The sequence below is a fragment of the Providencia sp. 2024EL-00732 genome, from assembly GCF_044006275.1.
In the GTDB taxonomy this organism is placed as follows: Bacteria; Pseudomonadota; Gammaproteobacteria; order Enterobacterales; family Enterobacteriaceae; genus Providencia; species Providencia huashanensis.
Window position 1 is genome coordinate 344,110 of sequence record NZ_JBIPDG010000002.1, and the last position, 26,662, is coordinate 370,771.

17 protein-coding genes and 1 tRNA gene are annotated in these 26,662 nt (G+C 40.5%); 12 read left to right on the forward strand and 6 right to left on the reverse strand.

Features of this window, described 5'->3' with window-relative positions; all coding sequences use genetic code 11:
* Positions 1–118: 118 nt before the first annotated feature.
* Positions 119–1,090, reverse strand: coding sequence for a hypothetical protein (locus ACHB7C_RS06705; RefSeq protein WP_395346804.1), 972 nt, complete (start codon positions 1,088–1,090; stop codon positions 119–121).
* Between the two features lie 673 nt (positions 1,091–1,763).
* Here ACHB7C_RS06705 and ACHB7C_RS06710 point away from each other — a divergent pair.
* On the forward strand, positions 1,764–2,339 hold the full coding sequence (locus ACHB7C_RS06710) for a hypothetical protein (RefSeq protein WP_395346806.1): 576 nt from the start codon (positions 1,764–1,766) through the stop codon (positions 2,337–2,339).
* A gap of 201 nt (positions 2,340–2,540) precedes the next feature.
* Positions 2,541–2,759: a helix-turn-helix transcriptional regulator gene (locus ACHB7C_RS06715; protein ID WP_395346808.1), complete on the forward strand. Its 219-nt coding sequence runs from the start codon at positions 2,541–2,543 to the stop codon at positions 2,757–2,759.
* 403 nt (positions 2,760–3,162) lie between these two features.
* On the opposite strand, the gene ACHB7C_RS06720 is transcribed toward ACHB7C_RS06715, so the two are convergent.
* Entirely contained in the window at positions 3,163–6,945 is a 3,783-nt protein-coding gene (locus tag ACHB7C_RS06720) for a DNA-binding protein (RefSeq protein WP_395346810.1), read from the reverse strand.
* 424 nt (positions 6,946–7,369) lie between these two features.
* Between ACHB7C_RS06720 and ACHB7C_RS06725 the strand changes: the two genes are divergently transcribed.
* From ACHB7C_RS06725 to ACHB7C_RS06750, 6 genes are all read left to right on the forward strand, one after another.
* Positions 7,370–8,296, forward strand: a complete 927-nt coding sequence (locus ACHB7C_RS06725) for a restriction endonuclease (protein ID WP_395346812.1) — start codon at positions 7,370–7,372, stop codon at positions 8,294–8,296.
* 210 nt (positions 8,297–8,506) lie between these two features.
* Positions 8,507–11,305 carry a DEAD/DEAH box helicase family protein gene (locus ACHB7C_RS06730; RefSeq protein WP_395346814.1) on the forward strand — a complete coding sequence of 933 codons (2,799 nt, stop codon included), beginning with the start codon at positions 8,507–8,509 and terminating at the stop codon, positions 11,303–11,305.
* Positions 11,306–11,319: 14 nt separating this feature from the next.
* Complete coding sequence (locus ACHB7C_RS06735) at positions 11,320–12,984, forward strand: N-6 DNA methylase (protein ID WP_395346816.1); 1,665 nt, start codon at positions 11,320–11,322, stop codon at positions 12,982–12,984.
* Positions 12,981–14,573, forward strand: coding sequence for a restriction endonuclease subunit S (locus ACHB7C_RS06740; RefSeq protein ID WP_395346818.1), 1,593 nt, complete (start codon positions 12,981–12,983; stop codon positions 14,571–14,573). The genes ACHB7C_RS06735 and ACHB7C_RS06740 overlap by 4 nt, the downstream gene beginning before the upstream one ends.
* Positions 14,570–16,360, forward strand: coding sequence for a restriction system-associated AAA family ATPase (locus tag ACHB7C_RS06745; protein WP_395346821.1), 1,791 nt, complete (start codon positions 14,570–14,572; stop codon positions 16,358–16,360). Before ACHB7C_RS06740 ends, ACHB7C_RS06745 begins: the two co-directional genes overlap by 4 nt.
* A complete protein-coding gene (locus ACHB7C_RS06750; protein ID WP_395346824.1) occupies positions 16,360–17,442 on the forward strand; it encodes an HNH endonuclease in 1,083 nt (360 codons plus the stop codon). Before ACHB7C_RS06745 ends, ACHB7C_RS06750 begins: the two co-directional genes overlap by 1 nt.
* A gap of 128 nt (positions 17,443–17,570) precedes the next feature.
* On the opposite strand, the gene ACHB7C_RS06755 is transcribed toward ACHB7C_RS06750, so the two are convergent.
* On the reverse strand, positions 17,571–18,818 hold the full coding sequence (locus tag ACHB7C_RS06755; protein WP_395346826.1) for a tyrosine-type recombinase/integrase: 1,248 nt from the start codon (positions 18,816–18,818) through the stop codon (positions 17,571–17,573).
* A 312-nt stretch (positions 18,819–19,130) separates the two neighbouring features.
* Positions 19,131–19,215 (reverse strand) — tRNA-Leu (locus tag ACHB7C_RS06760).
* Positions 19,216–19,628: 413 nt separating this feature from the next.
* On the opposite strand from ACHB7C_RS06760, the gene ampH reads away from it, so the two are divergent.
* From ampH to ACHB7C_RS06775, 3 genes are all read left to right on the forward strand, one after another.
* On the forward strand, positions 19,629–20,852 hold the full coding sequence (gene ampH / locus ACHB7C_RS06765; protein WP_042845677.1) for a D-alanyl-D-alanine-carboxypeptidase/endopeptidase AmpH: 1,224 nt from the start codon (positions 19,629–19,631) through the stop codon (positions 20,850–20,852).
* 202 nt (positions 20,853–21,054) lie between these two features.
* Positions 21,055–21,498: a hypothetical protein gene (locus ACHB7C_RS06770; RefSeq protein ID WP_129466590.1), complete on the forward strand. Its 444-nt coding sequence runs from the start codon at positions 21,055–21,057 to the stop codon at positions 21,496–21,498.
* A gap of 124 nt (positions 21,499–21,622) precedes the next feature.
* Entirely contained in the window at positions 21,623–22,120 is a 498-nt protein-coding gene (locus ACHB7C_RS06775; RefSeq protein ID WP_395346829.1) for a hypothetical protein, read from the forward strand.
* A gap of 59 nt (positions 22,121–22,179) precedes the next feature.
* On the opposite strand, the gene lptG is transcribed toward ACHB7C_RS06775, so the two are convergent.
* On the reverse strand, positions 22,180–23,256 hold the full coding sequence (gene lptG / locus ACHB7C_RS06780) for an LPS export ABC transporter permease LptG (protein ID WP_071548680.1): 1,077 nt from the start codon (positions 23,254–23,256) through the stop codon (positions 22,180–22,182).
* Complete coding sequence (gene lptF, locus ACHB7C_RS06785; protein WP_042845684.1) at positions 23,256–24,353, reverse strand: LPS export ABC transporter permease LptF; 1,098 nt, start codon at positions 24,351–24,353, stop codon at positions 23,256–23,258. The genes lptG and lptF overlap by 1 nt, the downstream gene beginning before the upstream one ends.
* Before the next feature lie 340 nt (positions 24,354–24,693).
* Here lptF and pepA point away from each other — a divergent pair, with 340 nt between their 5' ends.
* Entirely contained in the window at positions 24,694–26,205 is a 1,512-nt protein-coding gene (pepA, locus tag ACHB7C_RS06790) for a leucyl aminopeptidase (RefSeq protein WP_042845685.1), read from the forward strand.
* Positions 26,206–26,662: the final 457 nt, after the last annotated feature.

A 26,662-nucleotide genomic window follows, 5' to 3' on the forward strand; every position in this document is an offset into this window, starting at 1 on the left:
CCTCAAAATAAATCAGCCATCCAAATGGATGGCTATTGAGATATCAAGGATGAGATATCACTAAAATGATATATATCTGAAAAAATTTTAAACTCACTATTGAATATATCTAGAAAGACTATTCCTTTTTATCATACATATATTCTATCAACGCATTGACGACATCCTTTTTAGACATTACGTTAAATCGTTTTTTAAGTTCATCCAGCTTAGGAATATTTTCTTTTTTGATATCAAAATGCACATCAACATAGCCTTCTTTATTTTTTCTATTTTTCCAAGAAGAGAGCGCACTCGCCATTTTCATTTTTAAGTTTTCAGCAGCAAAAACACCTATATCTGATGATAAGTATAGGTAGTCAAAAAAAGCGATTAAAACTGATTTTTTATTAACATTATATTTTTCACCTAGGCGAAATATAAATTCTGCGCTCTCATTACTCACAGCAACAACTAACGTATTCATACCTAATCGTTGCAAGTAGTTATAACAATAATTTATTTCACCTACATCATTCATACCCATAAGCCAGCTGAAAACTGAATTTTCATCTAAGCCCATGCACCTTTCATAATATTTTTTTAATTTTTTTTCATTCTCATGCCTTCCACTTCGTTGACTTCTTGGCTCAGTGAATTTATCAAACCAAGCAATGATAGAGTAATAAATAGAGCCAGATTGAAGATTAAGTTTGTTATTTTCTTCTATACCGATTAAATCATCAGGTTTAGTATTATTAATTAATAACATTAATAATACTAAAAAACATGCTCGCTCATCACTTTTCAACCATTCAAATTCACTTTCTCGAATACCGTGATTATGATAATCATTTAACATTCTATCAATGAATTTATTTATATCACCATCATGATATGTAAATTTATTTATCGAGTTTTCTATTTGTTTTTTTATATTATTAATATCATTGTAATTCAAATCTGAAATATAAGCTCGCCAATTTCTATAACTCTGTAAGCGATGAATATAATAAATTAATTCCCTTTTATTACTATTCAATAAGACATCATACTCAGAACGTGTCTTCTTACTGAATTCCATTGAGTAATCATTATAATTAAAAGCCATCTCTCCTCCAGTAAATCACGCCGTGATAATGACAAGATGCTACCATTAAAACCTCATGATTTATACTTATTTTTCACATCAAATTTCCATGATTTATTCATGACTAATTTTGATAAAAACAAGCTAAATTCCAGGTACTCAATCACAAAAGATGCTTTTTATGGAAGAAAACAATCCTAATGTAGTACCTACTTGTCATCAAGGAGCGCTTAGTCAAAGTCTGAACATTCAAAGCACTCAAATTCTAAACAAGTTAACCCATGCTTTCCCTCTCCATTTTTTAGTTAAAATATTTCATTAAGGTTAATTAGTATTATTTAATAAAGAAGGTTATTTAATTTGATAAAGATGATAATTGATTAATCTATTCCCCAAAATAGTATTGAGTCCAATCTGGTTATTCATTCTCAGTCATTACTATGAATAACTGTAGTTAGATTCATGAAAGGTGAGTCGAGTACCCTCGCTTCCATATCAATGGGATTAAAATAAGCCCGAAGAAATATTTGAATCAATACCTACTGATTTTTAAGTTTTCACTAATTAAATGAAATTTCTTAGTGACTCATGATTGATGATAAGTTTCTGCATAGAACCATCATGATTTATTCCATTCAAAATTTAAAGAATGCCGTTATCCCATGAGAAACATTAATCACTGAGGATAACCATTATGAAAAGCACAATTAATTTTAATCACAAACCAGACTATTTATTACAACATGATTTATTTAATCATCAAGATGATCTATTTGAGCATTATTCAAAACTCCTCATGTTGCGAATCGATTTTGCTTATCGTAAAGAAAGTGATTCATTTGAATACGCCGATACTTATCAAATCACGGCTAATATGATATCGCTGATTGAACAGATAAAAGATATTTCTAGCATTGTAGGTTTTGCATGGGTATTAGAATATGGAGAGCAACATCGTTTGCATATTCACGCAGCATTTTACATTAATGGTCAACGTCATCAGAAGGTATGGAGTTTCTGGGAAGATATTCGCGATATATGGGACGAAGTTACTGAAGGTGAAGGCTATGCACACCATTGTGAACCTAAACCATATTATCCAGTTCCTGGTGAGCGTGTTATTGAATATTTAGATGAGGATGGTCGTAGTGATATGAAATATATATTAAGTTATTTAGGCAAAGACAGCCAGCGTACAGAACGTCGTATTTATCAGGTCAGTGATATTCCGACTGCAAAACAAATTGGAAGAAAACGAAATAAAAATTAGAGAGTAGAAACTGACATCATAATTTAATCCCCCCTAACTCAGGGGGAAATTCTTCATACATGGGCAACAGTCATTAAGCTCGACCTAATCTTTCATGCTGAGTCAAAAATAACGCTAGTCAGTTATTGTTTGAAGGATTCCCGTAACTCCTATTATCCCTTTTCGAATCCTTCTCCTTTTTAATCATCGGAGAAACAAACAATGACTATTCAAACAACTGACACCCCACTACTGAGCGACCAATTCATTGATATGAAATTTATCACTAAATTAACGGGATTAACGGATAAGTGGTTTTATAAGCTGATCCAAGATGGGGAGTTTCCTAAGCCTATCAAATTAGGGCGTAGCTCTCGTTGGTTACGAAGTGAAGTTGAACAATGGTTACAAATACGAATTGATAAATCGAGAGAAAACTAATGCATTATCCTGCATATTAAGCTACCAGAGCTTGCCTCATCTCACTTAGAAAAGTTCATCTTAATTTCACACAACCTGATCTATACCAGCAAATTTCTTTGAGCATATCTGATTAATATAACTATTGAATCACGCTAGCTAATGTTCATACGAACAAAACACGCGATCAGTGATATTATAATTTAAAACTACTCATTGGTAGTTGTTTGTCGTAGTTAATTAAAACTGGCCACTTTAAGTGTTTGATACTTTTAAAGTAGCCAGCTAACTTATCAAGTTTAGCAAAGCTAACTAAATTACTAAGTAGCGTCATTAGACCCACAACAAAAACAGAAGATATTTTCATCGTAAAAGTAAACAATCCGAGTGCAAAATAAGCGTTTAACAATGAGCTAATTTATGGTCAATAGCGACATTGGACATGGTATTTTCCTTCCTCTTTCAGTGACCACTTCTTAATTAGCTCTGCCTGTTCTAAGGCAGACAAAAACTGTTCAGCTTCTTGGATATTACTGAGATTCAGCGTAGCGCTTTTTTGGTTAAATATTTTGGCGAACTCATTTCCGCCAAGTTTACTGACCAATCGGCTAATCTCCGATCTTTCGTGATATCCTTTTTCTATTAGCTTAATTATTAAATTAATAGTAAAGCTATCATCGGTTGACTTTTCTATTAAAGCAATCAACTCCTCATGGGTGAAAGAAAGAGTTTCGAAAAATGATTCGCTACAGCGTTCTCGATAGATGAATAGCAGCAATGCTTTTTCTGATGGAGTAAAGTGTTGGGATTTATGAAGAGCTATCAGCATTTCCTCTAAAACAATAGCACCCTCCTCGCCAGTCAATAAATAATAATCTGTATTGGAGAAAAAAGTTTCTTTAAATTGAGAAAACCACAATACAAAAGGCTCAATGCTCTCTTTATTGGAGGATAGAACAAAACATTGTGCAGCCTGTTGGAAAGATTCAGTATTCAGAGGTACCTTATTGTTATTTATCAGACGCTGGAAGTTAGCGGGGCTGAGTCGCTTATCCCAATGATTGACATTGATATAGATAGGTTTTAATACTGAGGCATAGCCACTATCACTGAGTTGATCGTTGCAGATAACTTTCATATAAAGTAAATCGTATTCATCGCCCTCAATGGTTTTCATTTCTTGTTGGCTGAGAGATTGAGCGTGCTTTTCAATATACTGGGTTAATACGTCAAGATGGCATGCTTCATAAATATAAGCTAATAATGCCTCCCAGCACGGCGTCACGCGGTCATAGTGATAGAATAGATCGTGATAGGAGAATTCTTCATCGTCAATATCGATGTGTTCTGGAAATTTGTGCAAATCCGTTACTGTGAATGACATCTTTTTCAGTATTTCAACTTTAAGATCATCACTGAGCGCCGAGTGAGTCAATACCGAAACGATAGCCACACTGTCCTCGTGAGAAGAGATAAAAATTTCCTGCACAAAGGTATCAATATTACTGTCCACATATGCTTTCACACTAGGTAATGAGTATTTTGCCAATAAAGACCACGGCTGCTTATCAACGCTATCACAAGACACATTTGGATTATCTAGCAATCCTGCCACAACTACTCGGTAGTTGACCTTATCGAGAGGATACATTTGGTTGTCGGCGATAAAGCGTAATGCAGTCTGTTCGTTCGGTGTAATAGGAAGAGAAATATCGTGATAAATAACGTTGAGCTGTTTAATATTATCGAGAAACGCTTCAAGCTCACTATCTTCCAAAGAGGAAACTAAACCAAACCCTTGCTCAATAATAAAGCGTTGATAATTTTCCTGATTGTCAGAATTTTCTGGAGAAACCCACGCTATCATTTTTGTCATAATTGCAGTAGTGATATGACTGGGCTCTTGCTCATCAAGCACGGTGATCATCTTATCCAAATAGCTATTCTTGCTCAGTGAAAAGGTAATTAACCGTTTGAAATCATTAGCGCTAACAAAACGAGTTTCTAATACACTAAAAATAGCCAGGATATCCGCGGGGGACTGTTGGAAAATCATCGCGATCATTGCTGACAAAGTTGCATGGTCATTAGTACCCAAGCGACTATCCAGCAAAGCAGTAATAATTTGATGATGAATAGCACCTGAACGGTATTGATACTGCTGTTCAATCAATTCTGCCAACACGTCTTTAGGGTTATCCAATAAGAAATTTTGGTTTACTTCTTCACAGCTCATATGGCGGCCAACAGCCTTGATGTAGTCATTATCATTAATAGAAATAGTGCCCTCATGAAAGACAGAACGGAACATCATAAAATCCTGCATGATGTAGCCATTACTCAACAAATAAAAAAGAGCCTCAAAACCACCAAAGCGAAATCCATTGTGAATCGTCTCCCACTGTTCCACATCAATAATCGTTCGGTCGTTACATTTTTTAATATAGTCTTCCGCAATAGTTTTAAATTGCTCCCAACCAATTAACTTCAATAATTGAGACAACGAAATTGCATTTCGGGTACGAACACTTTCCTTAGCCTCATCAATCTCCTTAACAGTTTTTTGATATTCTTCCGCTCTATCATTCGCAGTAAGCTTAACTCTTCGGTAATACTCCTCTACTACGGAAGATGTCTCAATAGAAACACGCTGTACAGTATTATTAAGCCGATAGCCGACAAATCTTTGTTCTTGCTTATTAAAAAATGCTAAAAACTCACTCTCAGTCTCATAAAAACTTTGAGCATTATATATATGATATTGCTCATAATAAGTATCAGCTTTTTCTACAAAAGAGACAATTGACCATAGTTCAGGAGAAATAAACCGACAGATAATTTGCTTACGCAAGTCTGCATCAGAAGTAGCTGACTCTTTTTTAATTTTTTCTAACTTATCCGTAAGTTGTTCTAATTTTTTATCTAGAGAATGAAAATAATTTTCATGCAATTTACGCAAACGGTAGTCGTGAATAAAAGCATACAGCACACCAGATTTTTTATCCGTCAAATTATAATCTTGTGCATAGATATTTTTATAAAATATCAGCGCAAAAATTTTGGCGTGGTTTTTGTCATCGTTAACTACTTGACTAAACAGGTTGAACTCATTGACAATATTTTGTAGTGAACGCATATCACTAATATACATAGACATTTGTTTAAGGAGTGCTAGGCTATCGGCAGGAAAGCCTTTAAGCTTGTTTTTCAGATGAGTGTAAGCATTTCGAGCATCCATCACAGGGATCACTGGTAATATAAAGTCAAAGAATTTAGTTCGAATATCTGCCCCTAAAAAAATATCATCTCGGCATGCATAAATAAACCTAATTGGTTGATTGTGTAGATTATTATTTATAATCTGGTTAATCTCCCTTAGTTTGACAAATACCTCAGTATTTCCCAACCTGTCCAAATCTTCAAAAACCACAATCTTATAGTGTGTCCGAGAAAAAAAGTAGACTATCTCATCCAAGCAATTATTGAGTAGGGAGGATGACTCTTGTGTAGTCATATCCGCGCTGCCTTGAAGGAACGCTAGTTTACTAAGCTTAAGCTTTTTATCAAAAATGCCCGCTCTGGAAGCAATTCTAACAATAAAAAATAAGCTGATTAGCCCCATTACACCACTAATCGTCAAACGTTCAGAAGAGGCATTAATAATCGTCGCTAACGTAGCTTCACTTATATCAAATAAGGACAGTAGTTTTTTAGGAAACAACGTCATCGCCAATAACAACAATGGCGCCACAACCGTCAATGCGTCTCGAAACAGAGTGAATATATGTTTTTTATTTCGGTTTTGAATACGATCAATACGAGAATCAGGAAGGTTATCTTTATTTTCTTTATATAATATCTGTTGGAGTATACTTAACTCAATCTCCGCATTCTCCAGTGGGCCTTTATTACCTTTTTCTGATAACGAAAAATCGGCAAGCGACACATTAATAAAATTTTGTTTAAGCTGTTTTTTCAGATAAGACAGAATTACTGTGCTCTTACCTGCACCATAAGGCCCAGTAATAGCAATATTTTTTACATCATGTTTTGTAAAAGCAAAATCTAATGCATCAAAATAGGGCTTAACACTATTATCAATAACTATTTTTGGAGTTAGGGTATCATATATTTCATGTTGTTCGCCATCTGTAGTGCTTACCTCTTTTTTTGACCACAGACCTCTGAGTTTAGATATAAGTATCACTTGCTAAAATTTCCTTATAAGTAATATCTGATTCTAATCATTGAATTAAATCTACACATAGTCAATAGAACCTTAATCAGTTCTAATGGAATACTTTAGCGTCGTTTAGAAAACATGGAAATTCTGAATTGACCAAAATACGGAGGAGTTTATTAGCAACATCGTCATTAGTATCCCACAATCCTACTCCAACCATTGTTCTTTCTACCGTTTTCTCATACCCTTTAATTCAGCGATATAAATCATTAGAGCTCATATGTTGAAGTAAAATTTTAAAGCTCTATTAGCGTGCTTTACTTAATATTTCTAAGAAAATAGCTCGTATATAATAATCAAAGAAAGTTGCTAGGTTTTTAAACTAAAAGCTTATGATGCTTCAAACATGGCAACCTTAATGTATGAATTCATAGTCAAAAGGTGATAAATGATACCTAACTACCAAACCTTTATGCGCCCATTTTTAGAAATTGTAGGTGCTGCTGGTGGAAAAGAAGTTAAACTTCGCGATGTCATCAATCAATTATCTGATAAATTTCAACTCACTGACGCTGAACGGGAAGAACGTCTACCTAGTGGTAAACAAACTGTTTTAGATAATCGTATAGGTTGGGCTAGAACTTATTTGACTAAAGCTGGATTACTTGAAGTTACACGCCGTGCACATTTTGTCTTGACGGAAAGAGGACTATTGGCAGTTAACGATCCTAACATTATCGTAGATAATAATTACCTAAAACAGTTCGATGAGTTCATTGCATTTAAAGGTCAAGATAATGGGCGAGCAAAATTAACTCAATATGATGATAAAAATATCGAAGAAATAACTCCAGATGAAGTTCTCCGTAAGGCTTACATACAAATCAATGACACTCTAGCCTCTGAAATTCTTACTCGTACTCGTAAAGTTAGTCCTGCCTTTTTTGAACAACTACTTATTGATTTATTACTTGCTATGGGATATGGCGGGACCAATGAAGGAATGGCTCATACACTGGGAAAAAGTGGTGATAACGGTGTTGATGGAGTCATTAGTCAAGATCCATTAGGTGTAGATCAAGTCTATATACAAGCTAAGCGTTACGCTGAAGGAAATAATGTTAGTTCAGGAGATATCCGTGATTTCTTCGGTTCTCTTAATCTTAAAAAAGCACAGAAAGGCATATTTGTCACTACATCTGACTTCACCCAATCAGCAATACAAACTGCGAAAAACTTAGGCATGCGTATCGTCCTTATCAATGGACAAGAGTTAGCTAAATTAATGCTTCGCTACAATATCGGTAGTCGTGATGAGCAGGTACTTTCTCTGAAACGTATTGATGAAGAGTATTTTGATGTAACGGCGGACTGATGTTCAAAAGTTGTTTTAAAGTATCACTTCAAAATTAAAATGGTAATACCCGGAACTTATGACTCTATCGTTTGAAGACTTTGCTATATAATTGATACCTCAGAAATAAGCTATAATCGCTACTAATTATGATTTCAAAAGTATAGTATCTTACTTAATTTTAGAATAAAAAATCATTTAAGATGATTTTTTATGGGGATATGCGAAAAAATGCAGGACTTAGAGAAAGAAACGCGTATTAAAATTATCGATAAGCAATTGTATCTGGCAGGGTGGGATGTAAATGATCCTACCAAGGTTGTGCAAGAATTCGATATCCTCACTAATCAATCAGAAGGTGTTGCTGAACCTTGCCATGAGTATCGTGGACATCAGTATAGTGACTATGTGCTTTTAGGGAAAGATGGTAAGCCACTTGCTGTAGTTGAAGCTAAACGTACAAGTAAAGATGCGGCTCTGGGCCGTGAACAAGCAAAGCAGTATTGCTACAACATCCAGAAGCAATTCGGTGGTGAGCTCCCCTTCTGCTTTTACACAAATGGATACGAACTTTATTTCTGGGATCTAGGGAATGCACCGCCACGTCAAGTCTTAGGTTTCCCCACACGAGACGATTTGGAACGTTTTACATACATCCGTCGCAATCGAAAGCAGCTGACGCATGAATTCATTAACACCTCAATTGCTGGTCGTGGATACCAGATTCGTGCAATTCGTTCGGTGCTTGACGGTATTGAACAAAAAAGGCGTGACTTTCTTCTGGTTATGGCCACTGGCACTGGTAAAACTCGAACCTGTATTGCTATGGTTGATGCTTTGATGCGTGCCGGACATGCTGAGAGGGTACTATTTCTTGTGGACCGCATAGCTTTGCGCGAGCAAGCATTGGCAGCATTCAAAGAGCACTTGCCGAATGAACCGCGTTGGCCAAATGTGGGCGAAAAACTGATTGCTACGGACCGCCGCATATATGTTGCTACCTACCCGACAATGCTCAATATAATCCGGGATGATATGCAGCATCTGTCGCCGCACTTCTTCGATTTCATCGTCGTTGATGAGAGCCATCGCTCAATTTATAACACCTTCGGCGAAGTACTCGATTATTTCAAAACCATCACGTTGGGGCTGACTGCCACACCAACTGATATTATCGACCACAACACTTTCCAACTATTTCACTGTGAAGATGGTATTCCCACATTTGCTTATACCTATGAAGAGGCCGTAAACAGCGTGCCTCCATATCTCTGCAATTTTCAGGTTATGAAGATTCAGACCAAATTTCAGATAGAAGGCATCAGCAAACGTACTATTTCGTTAGAAGACCAGAAAAAATTGATTCAGCAAGGTAAGGATATTGAAGATATCAACTTTGAGGGCTCTCAGTTAGAAAAGCAAGTGATTAATAAGGGCACTAATACCCTGATCGTCCGCGAGTTTATGGAAGAGTCAATTAAAGATGCCGACGGAGTTCTACCTGGTAAAACTATCTTTTTTTGCGCTACTAAGGCTCATGCTCGGCGCATGGAAGAAATCTTCGATAAGCTCTATCCACAATACCACGGAGAGTTGGCTAAGGTGTTGGTATCGGAAGATCCTCGAGTCTATGGTAAGGGCGGTCTTCTCGACCAGTTCACTAACAATAACATGCCGCGCATTGCCATTAGCGTGGATATGCTCGACACGGGTATTGATGTACGTGAAATTGTCAACCTTGTGTTCGCCAAACCAGTTTATTCTTACACCAAGTTCTGGCAGATGATCGGGCGCGGTACGCGCCTGCTAGAAACTAGTAAACTCAAATCTTGGTGTCCCGAAAAGGGCATGTTCCTGATCCTAGACTGTTGGGACAATTTCGAATACTTCAAGCTCAATCCAAAAGGCAAAGAACTCAAACCACAATTGCCATTGCCAGTGCGTCTTGTCGGCCTACGGCTCGACAAGATTGAGAAAGCTAATGATAGAGATCATGCCGATATTGCCAGTCGTGAAATTGCCAAGCTTCGCTTACAGCTTACCGCACTACCTAAAGACTCAGTCGTAATTACGGAAGCAGCCACTACTCTGGCTCAGTTGGATGATGACAACTTCTGGGTTAACCTCAGCCATTCTCGATTGGAATTCTTACGTGCTGAAATCAAACCTCTGTTCCGTACTGTTTCTGAGGTCGATTTCAAGGCCATGCGCTTTGAGCGCGACATGCTTGAATATTCGCTGGCTGTGCTCGATGAAAACAAGGAACAAACTAAAATACTCAAAGAAGTCATCGTCGAGCAGATCAGTGAATTACCGCTATCCGTTAGCTTTGTGCAACAAGAAGAAGCGCTGATCCGCACTGCACAAACTAACCACTATTGGGTCAAAGCCGATGAAGATGCGTTCGATGTTATAGTCACCAAGCTCGGTCCTTTGATGAAATTCCGTGAAAAATCCAGAGTCGAGGAGCAAACTCAACTTGATTTAGTTGATGAGATTTATAAGAAAGAATGGGTGGAATTCGGGCCGCAGCACGAAGCCGTCAGCATTACCCGTTACCGTGAAATGGTCGAAACTTTGATTGCCGAGCTAACCGAGCACAATCCGGTGCTACAGAAAATCAAGAACGGTGATGCGGTTAGTAGTCAGGAAGCCAATGGACTGGCTGAGCTCCTGCATGAAGAGCATCCGCACATTACCGAAGACCTGCTGCGTCAAGTCTATAAGAACCGTAAGGCACGTTTCGTTCAGTTCATCCGTCACATCCTCGGCATCGAAGTACTTAAAAGCTTCCCTGATGAGGTCAGTGCAGCCTTCGACCAGTTTATTCGCGTTCACACTACGCTCAGCAGCCGGCAAATGGAGTTCCTTGATCTGTTGAAGAACTTCATTGTTGACCGCGAAAGGGTGGAAAAGAAAGATCTAATTAACGCGCCCTTTACGGTCATCCATCCGAAAGGTATCCGAGGCGTATTCAGCCCAGCTGAAATCAATGAAATCCTACAGCTGACCGAACGGTTAGCTGCCTAAAAACAGGCCATATAATGTTACAGAACAACCCTGAACTAAAGTCTAAAATAGAGCAACTCTGGAACAAATTCTGGAGCGGTGGCATCAGTAACCCACTCACTGCAATTGAGCAAATTACCTACTTGCTGTTTATGAAACGACTCGATGAGTTAGATCAAAAACGCCAAGCCGACGCCGAGTGGACAGATGAAGAGTACACCTCCAAGTTTGAAGGTACCTGGATTCCTCCCGAGGAGCTCAACTGGCCTGTGACGGAACAGCGCCCCATAGACAAACGTACGCTGCGTTGGAGCGAATTTAAGCGTATGCAGGCAGAGGAGATGTTGCAGCACGTACAGGGTAAGGTATTTCCCTTCCTGAAAGATCTGAACGGTGCGGAGTCCAATTTCACTCACCACATGAAAAACGCCGTGTTCATCATCCCCAAACCGGCACTGTTGGTAGAGGCAGTGAAGACCATCGACGACATCTTTGCGGTGATGGAAAAGGACTCACAAGAGCATGGACAGGCCTTCCAGGACATACAGGGCGATGTTTATGAAATGCTGCTTTCGGAAATCGCTACCGCAGGTAAGAACGGCCAGTTCAGAACTCCTCGACACATCATCAAGATGATGGCCGATTTGGTGCAGCCGCAACTGGGTCACCGTATCATCGACCCGGCCTGTGGTACTGGTGGCTTTCTGCTGGGGGCCTACCAATACATCGTTACCCAGTTGGCTATCAATGCTGGTACCAAGAACCTTGTACCCGATGAAGATGGTTTTATCCGTACTTCAGTTGCCGCAACATTCGATGAAAAGCGCCAATTCGTCTTGCAAGAAAGCCTGTACGGCTACGATATCGATGCCACCATGGTACGCTTGGGATTAATGAACTTGATGATGCACGGTATCGATGAGCCCAATATCGACTATCAGGACACTCTAAGCAAAAGCTACAATGAAGAATCCGCCTACGACATCGTGCTAGCTAACCCGCCTTTCACTGGCAGCATCGACAAGGGCGACATCAACGAAGCCTTGCAACTGGCCACTACTAAGACCGAGTTACTGTTTGTCGAAAATATCTATCGATTGCTGAAAAAAGGCGGTACCGCCTGCGTGATCGTTCCGCAAGGTGTGCTTTTCGGCTCCGGTAAAGCCTTCAGGAATTTGCGCCAAACCTTGGTGGAACACTGCGATCTTAAAGCCGTCATCACTCTGCCTAGCGGTGTGTTCAAACCCTACGCCGGAGTCAGTACAGCTATTTTACTGTTCACCAAGGTCTGGGGAGCAAAAGACAAGATTACGAAACCAGCTACCGAGCACGTCTGGTTTTACGAAATGGCCTCTGATGGCTACTCGTTGGACGATAAACGTTCTAAACAGGAAGGTTATGGCGACCTGCAAGATATCATCACCAAGTACCACAACCGCAATGCAAAGACCGATACAGACCGAACTGAGAAATACTTTATGGTACCGTATAGCGAGATTGCAAATGAGAAGAATAACTTCGATCTCTCCCTTTCGCGCTATAAAAAAAATGTATTTGAAGAAGTAAACTACGATGCGCCGAGTGTAATTCTAAACCGGTTGCTTCAGGCTGAAGTAGGTGATGTAGATAAAGCGGAACTAGCCAGGGTGCAAAGCGGCATTGTGCACGAGTTGCTGGTACTGAAGGAGATGGTGAGATGAGACAAGAAAAATTGTCTGACCTCTTAGACATTTCTATCGGCCGAACTCCTTCAAGAAATGAGCCTAGTTATTGGGGAAAAGGATATCACTGGGCTTCTATTCGAGATTTAAGCTCGAAGATAGTTACAGAGACAAAAGAGCAAATTACAGATCGAGCCGTCACAGATGCTCGATGTAAAATTGTAAAAAAAGGAACTCTGCTTTTCAGCTTCAAACTAACCATCGGTAAGATGGCATTTGCTGGTTGTGATCTATTCACGAACGAAGCGATTGCAGCCTTTGCAATCAAAGATGAAGCAGTCCTGAACCCTGAATTTCTTTACTACGCATTACAATCAGCAACCTATGGCGGTTCAAACCAAGCCGTGATGGGTAAAACACTCAATTCAAAATCGCTCGCGGACATCGAGATTCCTTTACCCCCTCTCGACGACCAAATCCGTATTGCATATCTGCTCGGCAAAGTGGAAAGGTTAATTACCCAGCGCAAACAGCATCTACAACAACTTGATGGCCTGCTCAAAAGCATTTTTCTGGAGATGTTTGGTGATCCGGTAAGAAATGAAAAGGGGTGGACTATCAGTTCCCTTAGTAAATATGGATTATTCAAGAATGGACTCAATTTCACCAAAGGTGAGAACGGTGTGAAAGTTCGTTATCTGGGAGTTGGAGATTTCAAATCTAAGGCGGAATTACAAGATTTCGATAGTCTTGCATTCATTGAGCTCAATGAGCAACCTACTGATGACTATTTTCTTCATGACGGAGATCTCCTCTTTGTTCGTTCCAATGGAAACAAAGAGCTAGTTGGTCGCTGTATGGCTGTATATCCAGGAACAACGAAAGTTACCTACAGTGGTTTTTGTATTCGGTTTAGGATTACTTCCTCCTCATTACAAGCAACATACATTGCCCACCTTTTCCGCTCCACAGCATTCCGCAGTGTTCTTTTACAGGGAGGGCAGGGTGCCAATATTCAAAACATCAATCAAAAGATTCTTTCTTGTTTGTCGATCCCAATACCTGATGAAAGATTACAAAACCAATTCGCCACCATTGTTGAAAAGGTCGAACGCCTCAAATACCGCTATCAACAAAGTCTCACTGACCTGGAGTGCCTCTACAGTGCATTGAGCCAACAAATATTCAATGGTGAGTTGAATTTGTCAAAAGTGCCGATGCCAATACTTCCCACTCAAAATGTCACCACTGTGTCCCAAGAAGAGCAAGCCACCATGCCTGCCCCTGTTATAAAAGCCGTGTCTGCCGTTCGTTTGCCTAATACCGATAATCTGCAAGTTGCATTGGAAAATGTCGAAGCTCGCAAAACATTGATTGCGGAATGGTTGGAAGCCTATCGTACGCAACTTGCTGACACATCATTTTCGTTACAACAATTTATGGAAATTGCACAAAGTCGACTGTCGGAGATTCATCCAGACAACGACTTTGTGCTGGATGCAAGCGATTTCGAATACATCAAAACTTGGGTATTCGAGGCGCTGGCGATCGGCAAACTGACGCAGGAGTTTGATGATTCAGCTAACTGCATCGAACTCAAAGCTGCTATCGAGCAAAGTTCAACATGAAACTACTACGCCTGAAGATCACCGACCCTGCAGGCTTTCGCAGCTTACCCTGCGGTTTTGAGTACCATTTTCGCACCGAGTGGAACTTGCAGGATGAACTCGCAAAAGCTGATCACTTTGCCCCCTTCGTCTGTGCTGGACCGAATGGCAGTGGCAAGTCCAATCTGCTTGAAATCTTGGCTGCAATCTTCTTTCAGCTGGAAATTTTGCGTGTGCGCCGGAGTTTTCTTCCTGAAGCATTGCAAGATGAGACTCTGGATCTTTCACCCATTTCCTTTGAGCTGGACTATTTGATTCGAGTCCTTCCTGAATACCGTAGCTCTAACAGTCCCGAATGGGCAAAAGTGCATGTTAGGAAAAATCCTGGTGAATCGGTGCGCTTTCTTTGGGAAAACCAAAGCGACTTTGGTACTGACACAAATGAAGCATTCACTAGTAGCCATATAGACATGCTGTTACCTCAGTACGTGCTTGGTTACTCTTCAGGCGAGAACGAAATCCTTAGTCTTCCTTTTTTTAAGATGCGTTTTGTACAGTTTGACGAGTACTACAACGCGCTGACCCAGCAACTTCCATATCCCGGTCACCCAGAAACCAGACTTACATATCTTGATAACGAATTCAGCCAAGCCATCCTACTGTGCAACCTGCTGTTTCTCGACGAGAGTAATTTGCGGCCTTTCCGCGAGGATGTGGGGATTGACTCACTGCAGGAATTCCGCATTATCGTTCGTCGTAGTGTTGGACTGCGGCCAGAACAACTTACTGCTTTTGCCAGTGAAGATGAAAATCAATACCAGCTACCTGAAGATATAGTCAATAGTAATCCCGCTCTACAGTTCCATATCGACGAACAGGGAACACTCCATTATCGTCTAAATATTATCCATTTATTGGAAGGCGACGAAAGATCTTCATTAATGATTAACGCCTTACAGCGATGCGCTACCTTGAGTTACGTCGATGATGACACTGATACTCTAATTTTAGATTACCGGGTTAATGAGGCAACTAAGCAAGCCTTCCGTGAAAACTTCGACGGTTCACCATTGGCTCTATTCCAGGCATTTCAGGTATTGTTAGCTCTTAACCTTTATGTTGTAAGTGATACGCTTAAGTCGGATTTATACACTTCAACCAGTCACTATGTTAGTGAAACAGTACCGACGCCAGCATCTGATGAGCGAATCATGCGCTTTAAACACTTCTATTTCAAGAAAATAGGGGTCGAAAAACCAATGCTTCTCAAAGAGCTATCAGATGGCGAACACCAGTTATTGCATAGCCTAGGTTTATGTATGCTATTCCGTGACACTAACTGCTTGCTTCTGCTTGATGAGCCTGAAACCCACTTTAACCCAAATTGGCGAGCCAATTTTATCACCCGTTTGCGTCAGTGCTTATCTGATCAAAGAGATGTGGGGCAAGAAATGTTGATCACAACTCACACACCGTTTCTAATTTCAGATAGCAAGCCGGATAAGGTTTTAGTATTCAGCAAAGATGAAACAACTGGCGTTGTCAGCATCAACCACCCGGACTACAACACACTAGGTGCTTCTATCAACAAGATCACTATGAACACTTTTGGCAAACGTGAAACTATTGGTGGCTATGCACAGGCCCTGCTGGAAGATTTACGCAGACGATTTGAGACAGGTGGAGAGGATAGGGAATCTCTTATTACCGAAATTCACCAGCAGTTAGGCGACTCGGTGGAAAAACTGTTATTGATCAATGCGATTCTTGGGCAGAATGCACAAGACAGCGAGGAGGAGCAAAGCTAATGCTGTTTACTTACACTTATGTACCACATCAAATGGAGAGAATGCAGCGGTTTATTAATTTCATTTTCTATCAAGTGTGGTGTAGAGCGAGGAAATTAGATGCGTATGACTTGACTCTATTTGATGCTAATCCACCTCTTAAAGAGATAATGACCTCTTTTGCCTATGACCACACAGCAGCAGGGGATCGTTTTTCAAGTCAAGTTCAATCTATTTTTCAGCGTTTCGCCCAGCTATCACAGCAGCAAACAGCTCAGTTTAAACGGTGGTACCAAGGGAATAATAATCTGGAAAAGGTATGTGCCAATACTCCAAATGCACAACTAGCCCGTTACGCTGATATAGCGGTAAACCATAAAGAACTCTCAGAACAGCTCGGTACATTTTTCAAAGGATTATACTCGCAGTCATTGCTGGATCTCGCCGCTTTGCGCGCCAAGATTGGCGATATTGACGATCATTACAAGAATTTCGTGCAAATCAATAAAGTTGGGAAGTGCCCGTTTTGTGGTATCAGCGACTTACTTAGTGAATACCATACTAAACGCGAAGCTTACGACCATTATCTACCTAAGGCATTGTATCCTTTTAATTCTATAAACTTTCGTAATCTCGTACCTGCCTGCCACTATTGCAACAGTAGTTATAAAACTAGTAAGAATCCAGCCTACACGCCAAAAGACCCTGCAGGGACAGTTCACCGTCGCGCGGTTTTCTATCCATATAAACCTGTGACACATTCCATCGAGTTACAGGTTACACTACAAACTTCAGACATTGAAAATTTGGTACCTAACGATATCACCCTACAATTTGGCCCAGATGCTGTTGCCGAAGAAATAGATACATGGAAGGATATTTACGGTATTGATGAACGCTATAAAGCGAAACTCTGCGGGGAAATGGATGGTAAGTACTGGCTGACACAAGTGCTTGACGAGTGGAGAGAGGATGGACGAGATCCTAATGCTTTTCTTGTAACTTTAGCGCGGCAGACTCGGAGTCAGCCATACGCCGAATGCAATTTTCTAAAAAAACCTTTCCTTGATGCATGTAAGGTACGAGGCCTTTTTCAAAATTGATAAAGATTGTTAGCACACAATTGAAATTACAAACTCAGGGTAAATACACGGAATTATTTACAGATCCAAAAATAGAAATTAGCCATCACCCCAAAGATGGCTAATAATTGTTTAAAAATTAGATTAATTTATTTCGCAAAACTAAAAGGTGAAATCTCCTTCTCTCTATTCGCATCCAAATAATCAGCCCACCACTGCACCATCAATCGCCTTTCCTCAATATGCTCTGCCTTATGAATATAAGCAGCCCTCACTGAGTTACGTTCTTGGTGGCTCATCTGGCGTTCTACTGCGTCCTTAGACCACAAGCCTGACTCAATCAACGAACTACATGCCATTGTTCTGAAACCATGTCCACACACTTCTGTCTTAGTATCATAACCCATCACACGTAATGCATTATTAACCGTGTTTTCACTCATCGGTTTTCTAGGATTATGATCACCGATAAAGATCAGTTCGTGGTTGCCGCTGAATTGATAGATCTGCTTTAAGATCTCAATAGCTTGTCGGCTTAGAGGGACTAAATGAGGAGTACGCATTTTTGATCCGCGATGGGAATGTTTAACGCCCTCTATCGCTTCGCGTTCAGCGGGGATCGTCCACATGGCATTTTCAAAATCGATTTCATCCCAACGGGCAAAACGCAGTTCACTGGAACGAATGAAGACTAACAAGGTAAGTTTGACTGCAAGTTTAGTTAAAGGTCTTCCCTTATAATCATCGATGCGTTGTAGGAACTCGGGTAGGCGTTTAAGCTCTAATGCGGCTCTGTGGACTCGTTTACCAGTGGCAACTGCGCCAGCCATATCTTGCGCTGGGTTATAGTCGATTAAGCCGCTTTGTACGGCATAACGCATTATCGCCGTCACACGTTGTTGTAGGCGTGCAGCCACCTCAAGACGTCCAGACATCTCTACGGCTTTAATTGGTTCGAGTAGGTCACGAGTTTTCAGTTCGGCAATATTGCGTTTACCAATAGCAGCGAAGATATTATCCTCAAGGCTTTTTAGCACTCGATGGCTATGCCCTTCTGACCACTTCTTATTGGTGGCGTGCCAATCACGAGCTACCTTCTCAAAGGTATTAAATTCTTTTTGTTGTTCTTCCTTTAATTCTTTCTTGAGCTCACGAGGATCGATACCTAAAGCAACTTGCTTTCTAGCGGCATCCCTTCTTTCTCTTGCATCTGCTAAAGAAATTTCAGGGTATACACCAAAAGCCATCAAATGTTGTTTACCGCCAAAGCGAAAACGGAAACGCCAATATTTAGAGCCATTGGGGTGAATATAAAGAAACAAGCCATCACTGTCTGTCAGTGTATAAGCTTTCTCTTCAGGTTTAGCTGCACGAACTTTTGTATCGGTTAATGCCATATTCTTTGTCCTCTCACCTCTGAGCAAGCATATACTCTAAATAACATGTAGGCGGCAAGTGAAGATAGCCGAGGAGCATAGATAACTATGTGACTCGGATAGCTGAACGAAGCCAACACCCATGTAATTCGAAGTATGACGAGTATACATTCATTATCGAAGCGGTGTATATACTCAGATGTATACTCACACGGAGGTTGATGTGGGTTGAGTTAAGTTGACATGCATTGACTGAAAATGCGGGGGAAGCCTTGTAAACACTGGATTTCAGATACAAAAAAAGACGTCGGTTGACGTCTCTTGATGTTCTTATGGTGCCGAAGGCCGGACTCGAACCGGCACACCCGAAAGCGGTTGATTTTGAATCAACTGCGTCTACCAATTCCGCCACTCCGGCACTGAAGTGATGTGTTTCTTGGAAAACGCTGCCATTATACTTGCCTTGTGTCTACTGGCAACACTTATTCTTGAAGATCAAGTCTGTTCGATTAAAAAAAACGCATATTGCTAAAATCACATGATAAGAGAAAGAAAGCTTCTTTTGTTTATATCTTCATTAGCCGATATGGTAGCTTTCCCTAACTATTTTTCTTATCACAACGCTGGGTCACTGGCGATAGACAATTATTTTTGTTAGTTTATCCGCAATCTAATACAAACATTAAGGCTTTATCATGGGTTTTGTTGGGTGGATAGCGACAGGGATCTTTATTGGCATCTTAATTGGTGTGGTAATGAAAATTTTCGCTAAGAAAAAATAAGATTGGCTGAATAGCCATTTGCAAACAATCATATCGGCTGGCTTCAAACATGAAGAAATCATTACTAAAAATTCTGTCAGTATCTGCGTTGTCTTTAGCCTTGATGGCATGTTCAACAACGACCAAAAAAACACCAAAATTTCTGCAAACGAATGATATTGCATCTACTGACTGGCAGGTTTTTGAAGGAGATAGAAGGACCTACGAACGCGTTGCTAAAATTGTCGATTTATATGCCAATCGTATTTTTAACGAAAGCGACGCCAGGGGTATGGCAATAATTGTTATTGATAATAACCAAGTTTTATCCCGTTATTATGGCGAAACAGCACCCGGCAATGGTAAAAAACCGGGGCCAAATTCACTCATTCGCATAGCATCAATTACTAAATTGATGACGAGTGAAATATTAATCAAGCTTGAACAAGACAAAAAGTTATTAATTACTGACCCGCTGCAACAATATGCCTATCATGGTGTTACTGTGCCTGATAACGCCAGTGGGCAGCCGATTCGCCTCTACCACCTTGCAAGCCACACCAGTGGCTTACCTCGTGAGCAACCAGGCGGAAAATGGGGGCGTCCTGTATTTATTTGGCCAACCCAAGATAACCGCTGGACATGGTTAAAAACAGGCAAATTAGATGCGACGCCAGGCACTGAGGCATCCTATTCTAACCTTGCATATGACTTATTAGCTGATGCCATGGTGAAAGCATCAGGTCATTCTTACCCACAATTGTTTAGTCATTATGTCACCTCCCCAGCCAAAATGACCAATACCACCTATACACCCAATAAAGCTCAATGTGCACGTTTAATGGAAGGCACTAAACCAAGCCCTTGCCATAATACACTTGCAGCAGCAGGAAGCGGTGGTGTGTATTCAACCCCAGCAGATATGCAAAAGTGGATGCAACAATTTTTATCGACAGATAAGAGCTTAAGGAAAGTCACCGCGGCTCGTGAGCAAGGCATCTATTTCCCTCGCGAAAAATTGTTAGAAATTAAAGGAATGGACGTCGCTGGCCATGCGGATGGGTTAGGCCTTGGGTGGGTTTATATGAAACCGAAGAATGGCACTCCAGGAATTTACCAGAAAACAGGCGGCGGCGGTGGGTTTAATACCTATATGGCGATGATCCCACAGCAAAACATTGGGGTATTTGTCGTCATGACCCGAAAAGATAGCAGCAAATTTAGTAAGTTAACTATTGGCGTTAATGAACTCGTCGCTTCGCTATCTTCTAACCACGCATATGGAAAACATTGAAGGAGTACCGCCAAAGCATTACAAACAATGGCGATTTACACCCCGACCCTAAAACGTGGATTTACCCGCATTATCTCATTAATTGCGACAACAGCCTGATATATTCAGGCTGTTTTTGATAATTTTACTACCCATTTTTAAAATCAATTCATTCAAATTCCCGATAATCTTTTAGCCTTCCATTAACACATCCAGAGCTAAAATGAAAACAAAAAACCACGCGATAACATTAAGTTGTCAGGCTACACAATGCCCGAAAATTAGCCAATTTGAATTGATAGAAATTTTGAATAGTATTAAAGGCCATTGTACTAAAAAACCAGAGTACGTAGAGAATAGGTCTATTGCTACTCAATACCCCTACAAATATTTAGATGGCTCAGAATTACAAGCTATCAAAGCTTACCGACAAGAAGAAAGGCGAATATATCGGGAAAAGTGCCAAACGGCTTTTAAATTTAAACGACAAAATAGTATGAAAGGTGGTTTTTTTTCACTTGCTCAGCAATTAGCAAACCGGAGTCGCCAAAATATTTTAGCTATTGATAACCAAAGTCATATCTCAGGAGCCAGAAAAAAGTTATTTCAACCCCAAACAAGGGTAGTCGCCTTTATCAGTGCATTAGGTTACGCAATAGTTGGTTAATAATAACAGTATTAATGCCCTATTATTCAAGCTATTTCTTATATTTATAATCGTTTTATGCAATGTTGTAAGCTGATTCAAGGCTAATCTTAATCCCTCTTCTACTTGATGAATAGGAATTAAAATGCGTACTTCTCCATTTTTTTTACATCATATAACACGGCCCTGTACCATTAAACAGGGCAACGTTTCTGAGTTGGTTCTCCAACTTAGAAGAATCCATAACCACCAAAACATATTCCCTGCCCCGCAGAAACCGACATCAGTAGAAATAAATCTTGGATCACTCAATTCTCATCCTTTAAAAAACAATCAAAAGAAATTAGAACAAACACCTGAATATAAAAAACTTGTCTGTGAAGCACGAAAAAAAGTACAAACCTCATTCACAGAGCAAGAATGGAAAAAAGCTTATCTTATTCGCCAGTCATATACGGCGAATGGCGGTATTTTTTCTTGTGCTCAACAGTTAGCGAATAAAAGTCGATTGAATGTTATTGGGATTAAAGGTGAATATATCAGTACATCTGCAGATAATAGGCAACAACAAGCTTTATTCCGTCCTCAGAATAAACTATTAAGAATTATCAGTAAGTTAGGAAACTTATTACTAAGTAAATGACGACAAAGAAAAAGGCTGTGATACCCGAAGATACACAGCCTTTAATGACCTATAAAACGCTATTTTCGTTTCACTAATAAAACAATACTGACAATTAGGAACAATAAGCTTGGCAAGATAGCTGCAATAATCGGTGGTACTGAATAAACAAGGCTCCAGTTACCAAACCCTTGGTTTAGTACATAAAATAAGAAGCCGCCCACAATACCTGAAATAACACGTACCCCCATTGGTACGGTGCGTAATGGCCCGAAAATAAACGAAACGGCCATTAACATCATGACAGCGGCAGAGAGTGGCGCCAATATTTTTTTCCACATACTTAATTCATAAACAGCTGCAACTTGACCACTTTCTTTCAAGTAAGAAACATACTGATATAAGCCACGAATAGATAACGAATCCGCATTCAAAGAAACTATCCCTAGTTTTTCTGGGGTAAGGTTAGTTTTCCAGTCAACCGTCAACCGCTGTGAACCCGTAATTTTTTTCTCACTGCTTAATATTGACTCATCCACTTGAGATAACACCCACTGTTTATTTGCCGTGTCATACTCCCCACTTGAAGCAAACATCACCGAGTTAAGTTTTTGTTGCTTATCAAAACGGTAAATCGATACATCTTGAATCGATGTTGCGTTATTAATACGCTGAATGTGTATAAAGTCGCGGCCATCTTTTGCCCACATTCCCTCGTCAGTAACCACTAATGAATTACCAACGATTTTTTCTGCACGGTAGTTTCTCGCCCATTGCTCACCGGCTGGTGCAATCCATTCACCAATAAACATCGCCACGATAACCAGAGGGATAGCCGTTTTCATCACCGCAAGGGCAATCTGTAAACGGGTAAAACCAGAAGCTTGCATGACCACCAGCTCACTACGTGAAGCGAGTGCACCTAAGCCCATTAACGCCCCTAATAAGGCCGCCATCGGGAAGAAAACATCAATATCTTTTGGTACCGTAAGTAAAGTAAAAACCCCCGCGCTCAACGCAGTGTAATCACCATCACCCACTTTACGCAGTTGCTCGACAAATTTAATAATCCCAGCGAGTGAAACCAATAAAAAAAGCGTCACCAAAATAGAATTTAGGATGGTCCGACCGATATACCTATCTAAAACACCAAACATCAGGCAACCCCTTTACTCAATTTAAGACGCATACGGCGCATAGGAACAGTGTTCCATGCATTGAGGATCACCGCTAAGACTAAATACCCTAAGTTCACTGCCCACATGGTATACCTTGGGTCAATATCACCTTTATCTGCACTATTGCGTAACGTACTTTGCAGCAAAAAGAAGATGAGGTACAACAGCAGCGCAGGTAACATACTTAGCACCCGACCTTGACGTGGGTTCACTTCACTTAGAGGTACCACCATTAAAGCCATGACGATAACCGAGAAAACAATCGTTAAACGCCAATGAAACTCTGCATTCACTTCAGGTGTATTTTCATTCCACAATTGCAGCATATTCTTTTGCTCAACGCGGTCATTACGAGCCTCACCTGTTTGATGATCGACTATGGCTTGGTAATTGACAAAGTCAGTGATACGAAAATCACGTAATAATGCCGTCCCCTCGTAACGGGTCCCTTCATTAAGAATGACCACTTGACGGCCATCAGGGTCTTCCTTCATATAACCACTTTCGGCAACCACTACAGAAGGGCGCTGTTCATTCGCAGCACGTAACTGCGCTAGGAAAACATTTTTGAAATTACTCCCTTTTACATCACCAATATACAAAACATAGTTGCCGTCTTTTGTGGTTTTAAACTGCCCTTCCACCATTGCGGCTAAACCTGGGTTAGCTTTAGCATCCGCTAACACTTGTTCTTGATATTGAGATGACCACGGTAGCATCCACGTAATATTGGCAACTGCCACCATGGCGGTAATCATGGCCAGCACTAACGCCGCTTTGACCAAAACACTTTTCCCTAAACCGCAGGCGTGCATTACCGTAATTTCACTTTCAGTATAAAGCTTACTGTAGGTCATCAATAGCCCAAGAAATAGGCTTAAAGGTAAGATAAGTTGCGCCATTTCAGGCACACCTAACCCCAGTAAAGGAAGTACTAAGTTTGATGGAATATTGCCCTGAACGGCAGCGCCCAGAATATCTATCGACTTCTGGCTAAAAAAGATTAGCATCAATACAAAAAGTATGGCTAACTGACTTTTCAGGGTTTCCCGTACCAAATATCTAATAATGATCACGCTTATTACGCCTGTGAAAACTTGTCTTTTGGGTAGAAAATGGCTAAGTTCGTTCAATGTCTGCCATTTACTAACATATACTCTAGTTTATTGTATGGCTAGAATGATATAAAAGCATTCTCTATACTGATTAAAATATCAGAACATGCTTAATATTCGCGAAACCAAATATACTCGCCATACTTCGTAGTTGTATCGCGATAAACAGCATACAACTTGGTTTATTTCGCGTATAGATGGTCAGTTTAACATAAAGAGTTCATTCTCTATGAGGTAGATCATGCGAAACGCTAATTCTAGCGGGAGCATCGGCCTTTGTCTTTAAGATTCAGGAGAACGCATGGAGTTTAGTGTAAAAAGTGGTAGCCCGGAAAAACAACGCAGTGCATGTATTGTTGTCGGAGTCTTTGAACCACGCCGTCTGTCCCCAATTGCTGAACAGCTGGACAAAATTAGTGACGGATATATCAGCGCCCTGCTGCGCCGCGGCGAACTTGAGGGTAAAGTAGGGCAATCCCTGCTACTCCATCATGTACCAAATGTTCTGTCTGAACGCATTCTGCTTATCGGTTGTGGTAAAGAGCGCGAATTAGATGAACGCCAATTTAAACAAATTATTCAGAAAACAATTAGTACTCTGAATGAAACAGGCTCAATGGAAGCCGTATGTTTCTTAACTGAATTACATGTAAAAGGCCGCAATAACTACTGGAAAGTACGTCAAGCAGTCGAAACAGCAAAAGAATCGCTGTATGTGTTTGACCAACTAAAAAGTAATAAAACAGAGCACCGTCGCCCACTACGCAAACTGGTGTTTAATGTCCCAACACGCCGTGAATTGACCAGTGGTGAGCGCGCGATTTCCCATGGCTTAGCCATTGCTTCAGGGGTTAAAGCTGCGAAAGACTTAAGTAACATGCCACCAAACATTTGTAATGCCGGTTACTTAGCCTCTCAAGCTCGTCAACTAGCAGATATTTCAGATAGCAAACTAACCACTCGTGTGATTGGTGAAGAGCAAATGAAAGAGCTGGGAATGAATGCCTATCTAGCAGTGGGGCAAGGTTCACAAAATGAATCACTGATGTCCATTATGGAATATAAAGGCAACCCAGATGCGGACAGCAAGCCAATTGTTCTGCTCGGTAAAGGGTTAACCTTTGACTCAGGTGGTATTTCAATCAAACCAGGCGAAGGCATGGATGAAATGAAATACGACATGTGTGGTGCGGCAAGTGTGTATGGCGTGATGCGTTTTATCACTGAATTGCAACTTCCAATCAATGTGATTGGGGTACTAGCAGGTTGTGAAAACATGCCTGGTGGTCGCGCTTATCGTCCCGGCGATATTTTAACTACCATGTCAGGGCAAACCGTTGAAGTACTTAATACTGATGCGGAAGGTCGGTTAGTTCTGTGTGATGCACTCACCTATGTTGAACGCTTTGAACCTGAGCTGGTTATTGATATCGCTACCTTAACAGGGGCTTGTGTAATTGCATTAGGTAGCCATTATACAGGGTTGATGTCAAACCATAATCCACTAGCTCATGAGCTGTTAAATGCCTCGGAACAAGCGGGTGACCGTGCATGGCGCTTACCACTAGCGGATGAGTATTTTGACCAAATCACCCCTAATTTTGCTGATTTAGCGAATACAGGTGGTCGTCCAGCAGGTGCAATTACCGCTGGCTGCTTCCTATCTCGCTTTGCCACTAAATATAACTGGGCACACCTTGATATTGCAGGTACCGCTTGGCGTTCAGGTGCCGCGAAAGGGGCTACTGGTCGTCCGGTCGCGATGCTAGCGCAGTTTTTACTAAACCGCGCGGGTTTAAATGGTGATGAGTAATCCCATTTAAATGATTTAGCTGTATCTCGTCCATAAAAATATCCCGATGAGCAATAGTGATTCGGGATATTGTTTTTTGGTTTTCAAGGCACTGAGAAAGCCATTTTGAGGCAGCTATAAAAAAGGATATAATTAAGCATAGATATATACTGCGCTTGGTTACCAAAATACACCCCTGCAAATTGAAGGGTAGCGATTTAAACTATACCCTAGATAATTCAGTTTGTAGGTAGGCGGCAAGCGACTGAGACCTTAGGAGCATACCTAAGTAGGTGACTAAGGCGAAAAACATAGCTAACACCCCTGCAAATTGAAGGGTAGCGATTTAAGCTATACCCTAGATAATTCAGTTTGTAGGTAGGCGGCAAGCGACTGAGACCTTAGGAGCATACCTAAGTAGGTGACTAAGGCGAAAAACATAGCTAACACCCCTGCAAATTGAAGGGTAGCGATTTAA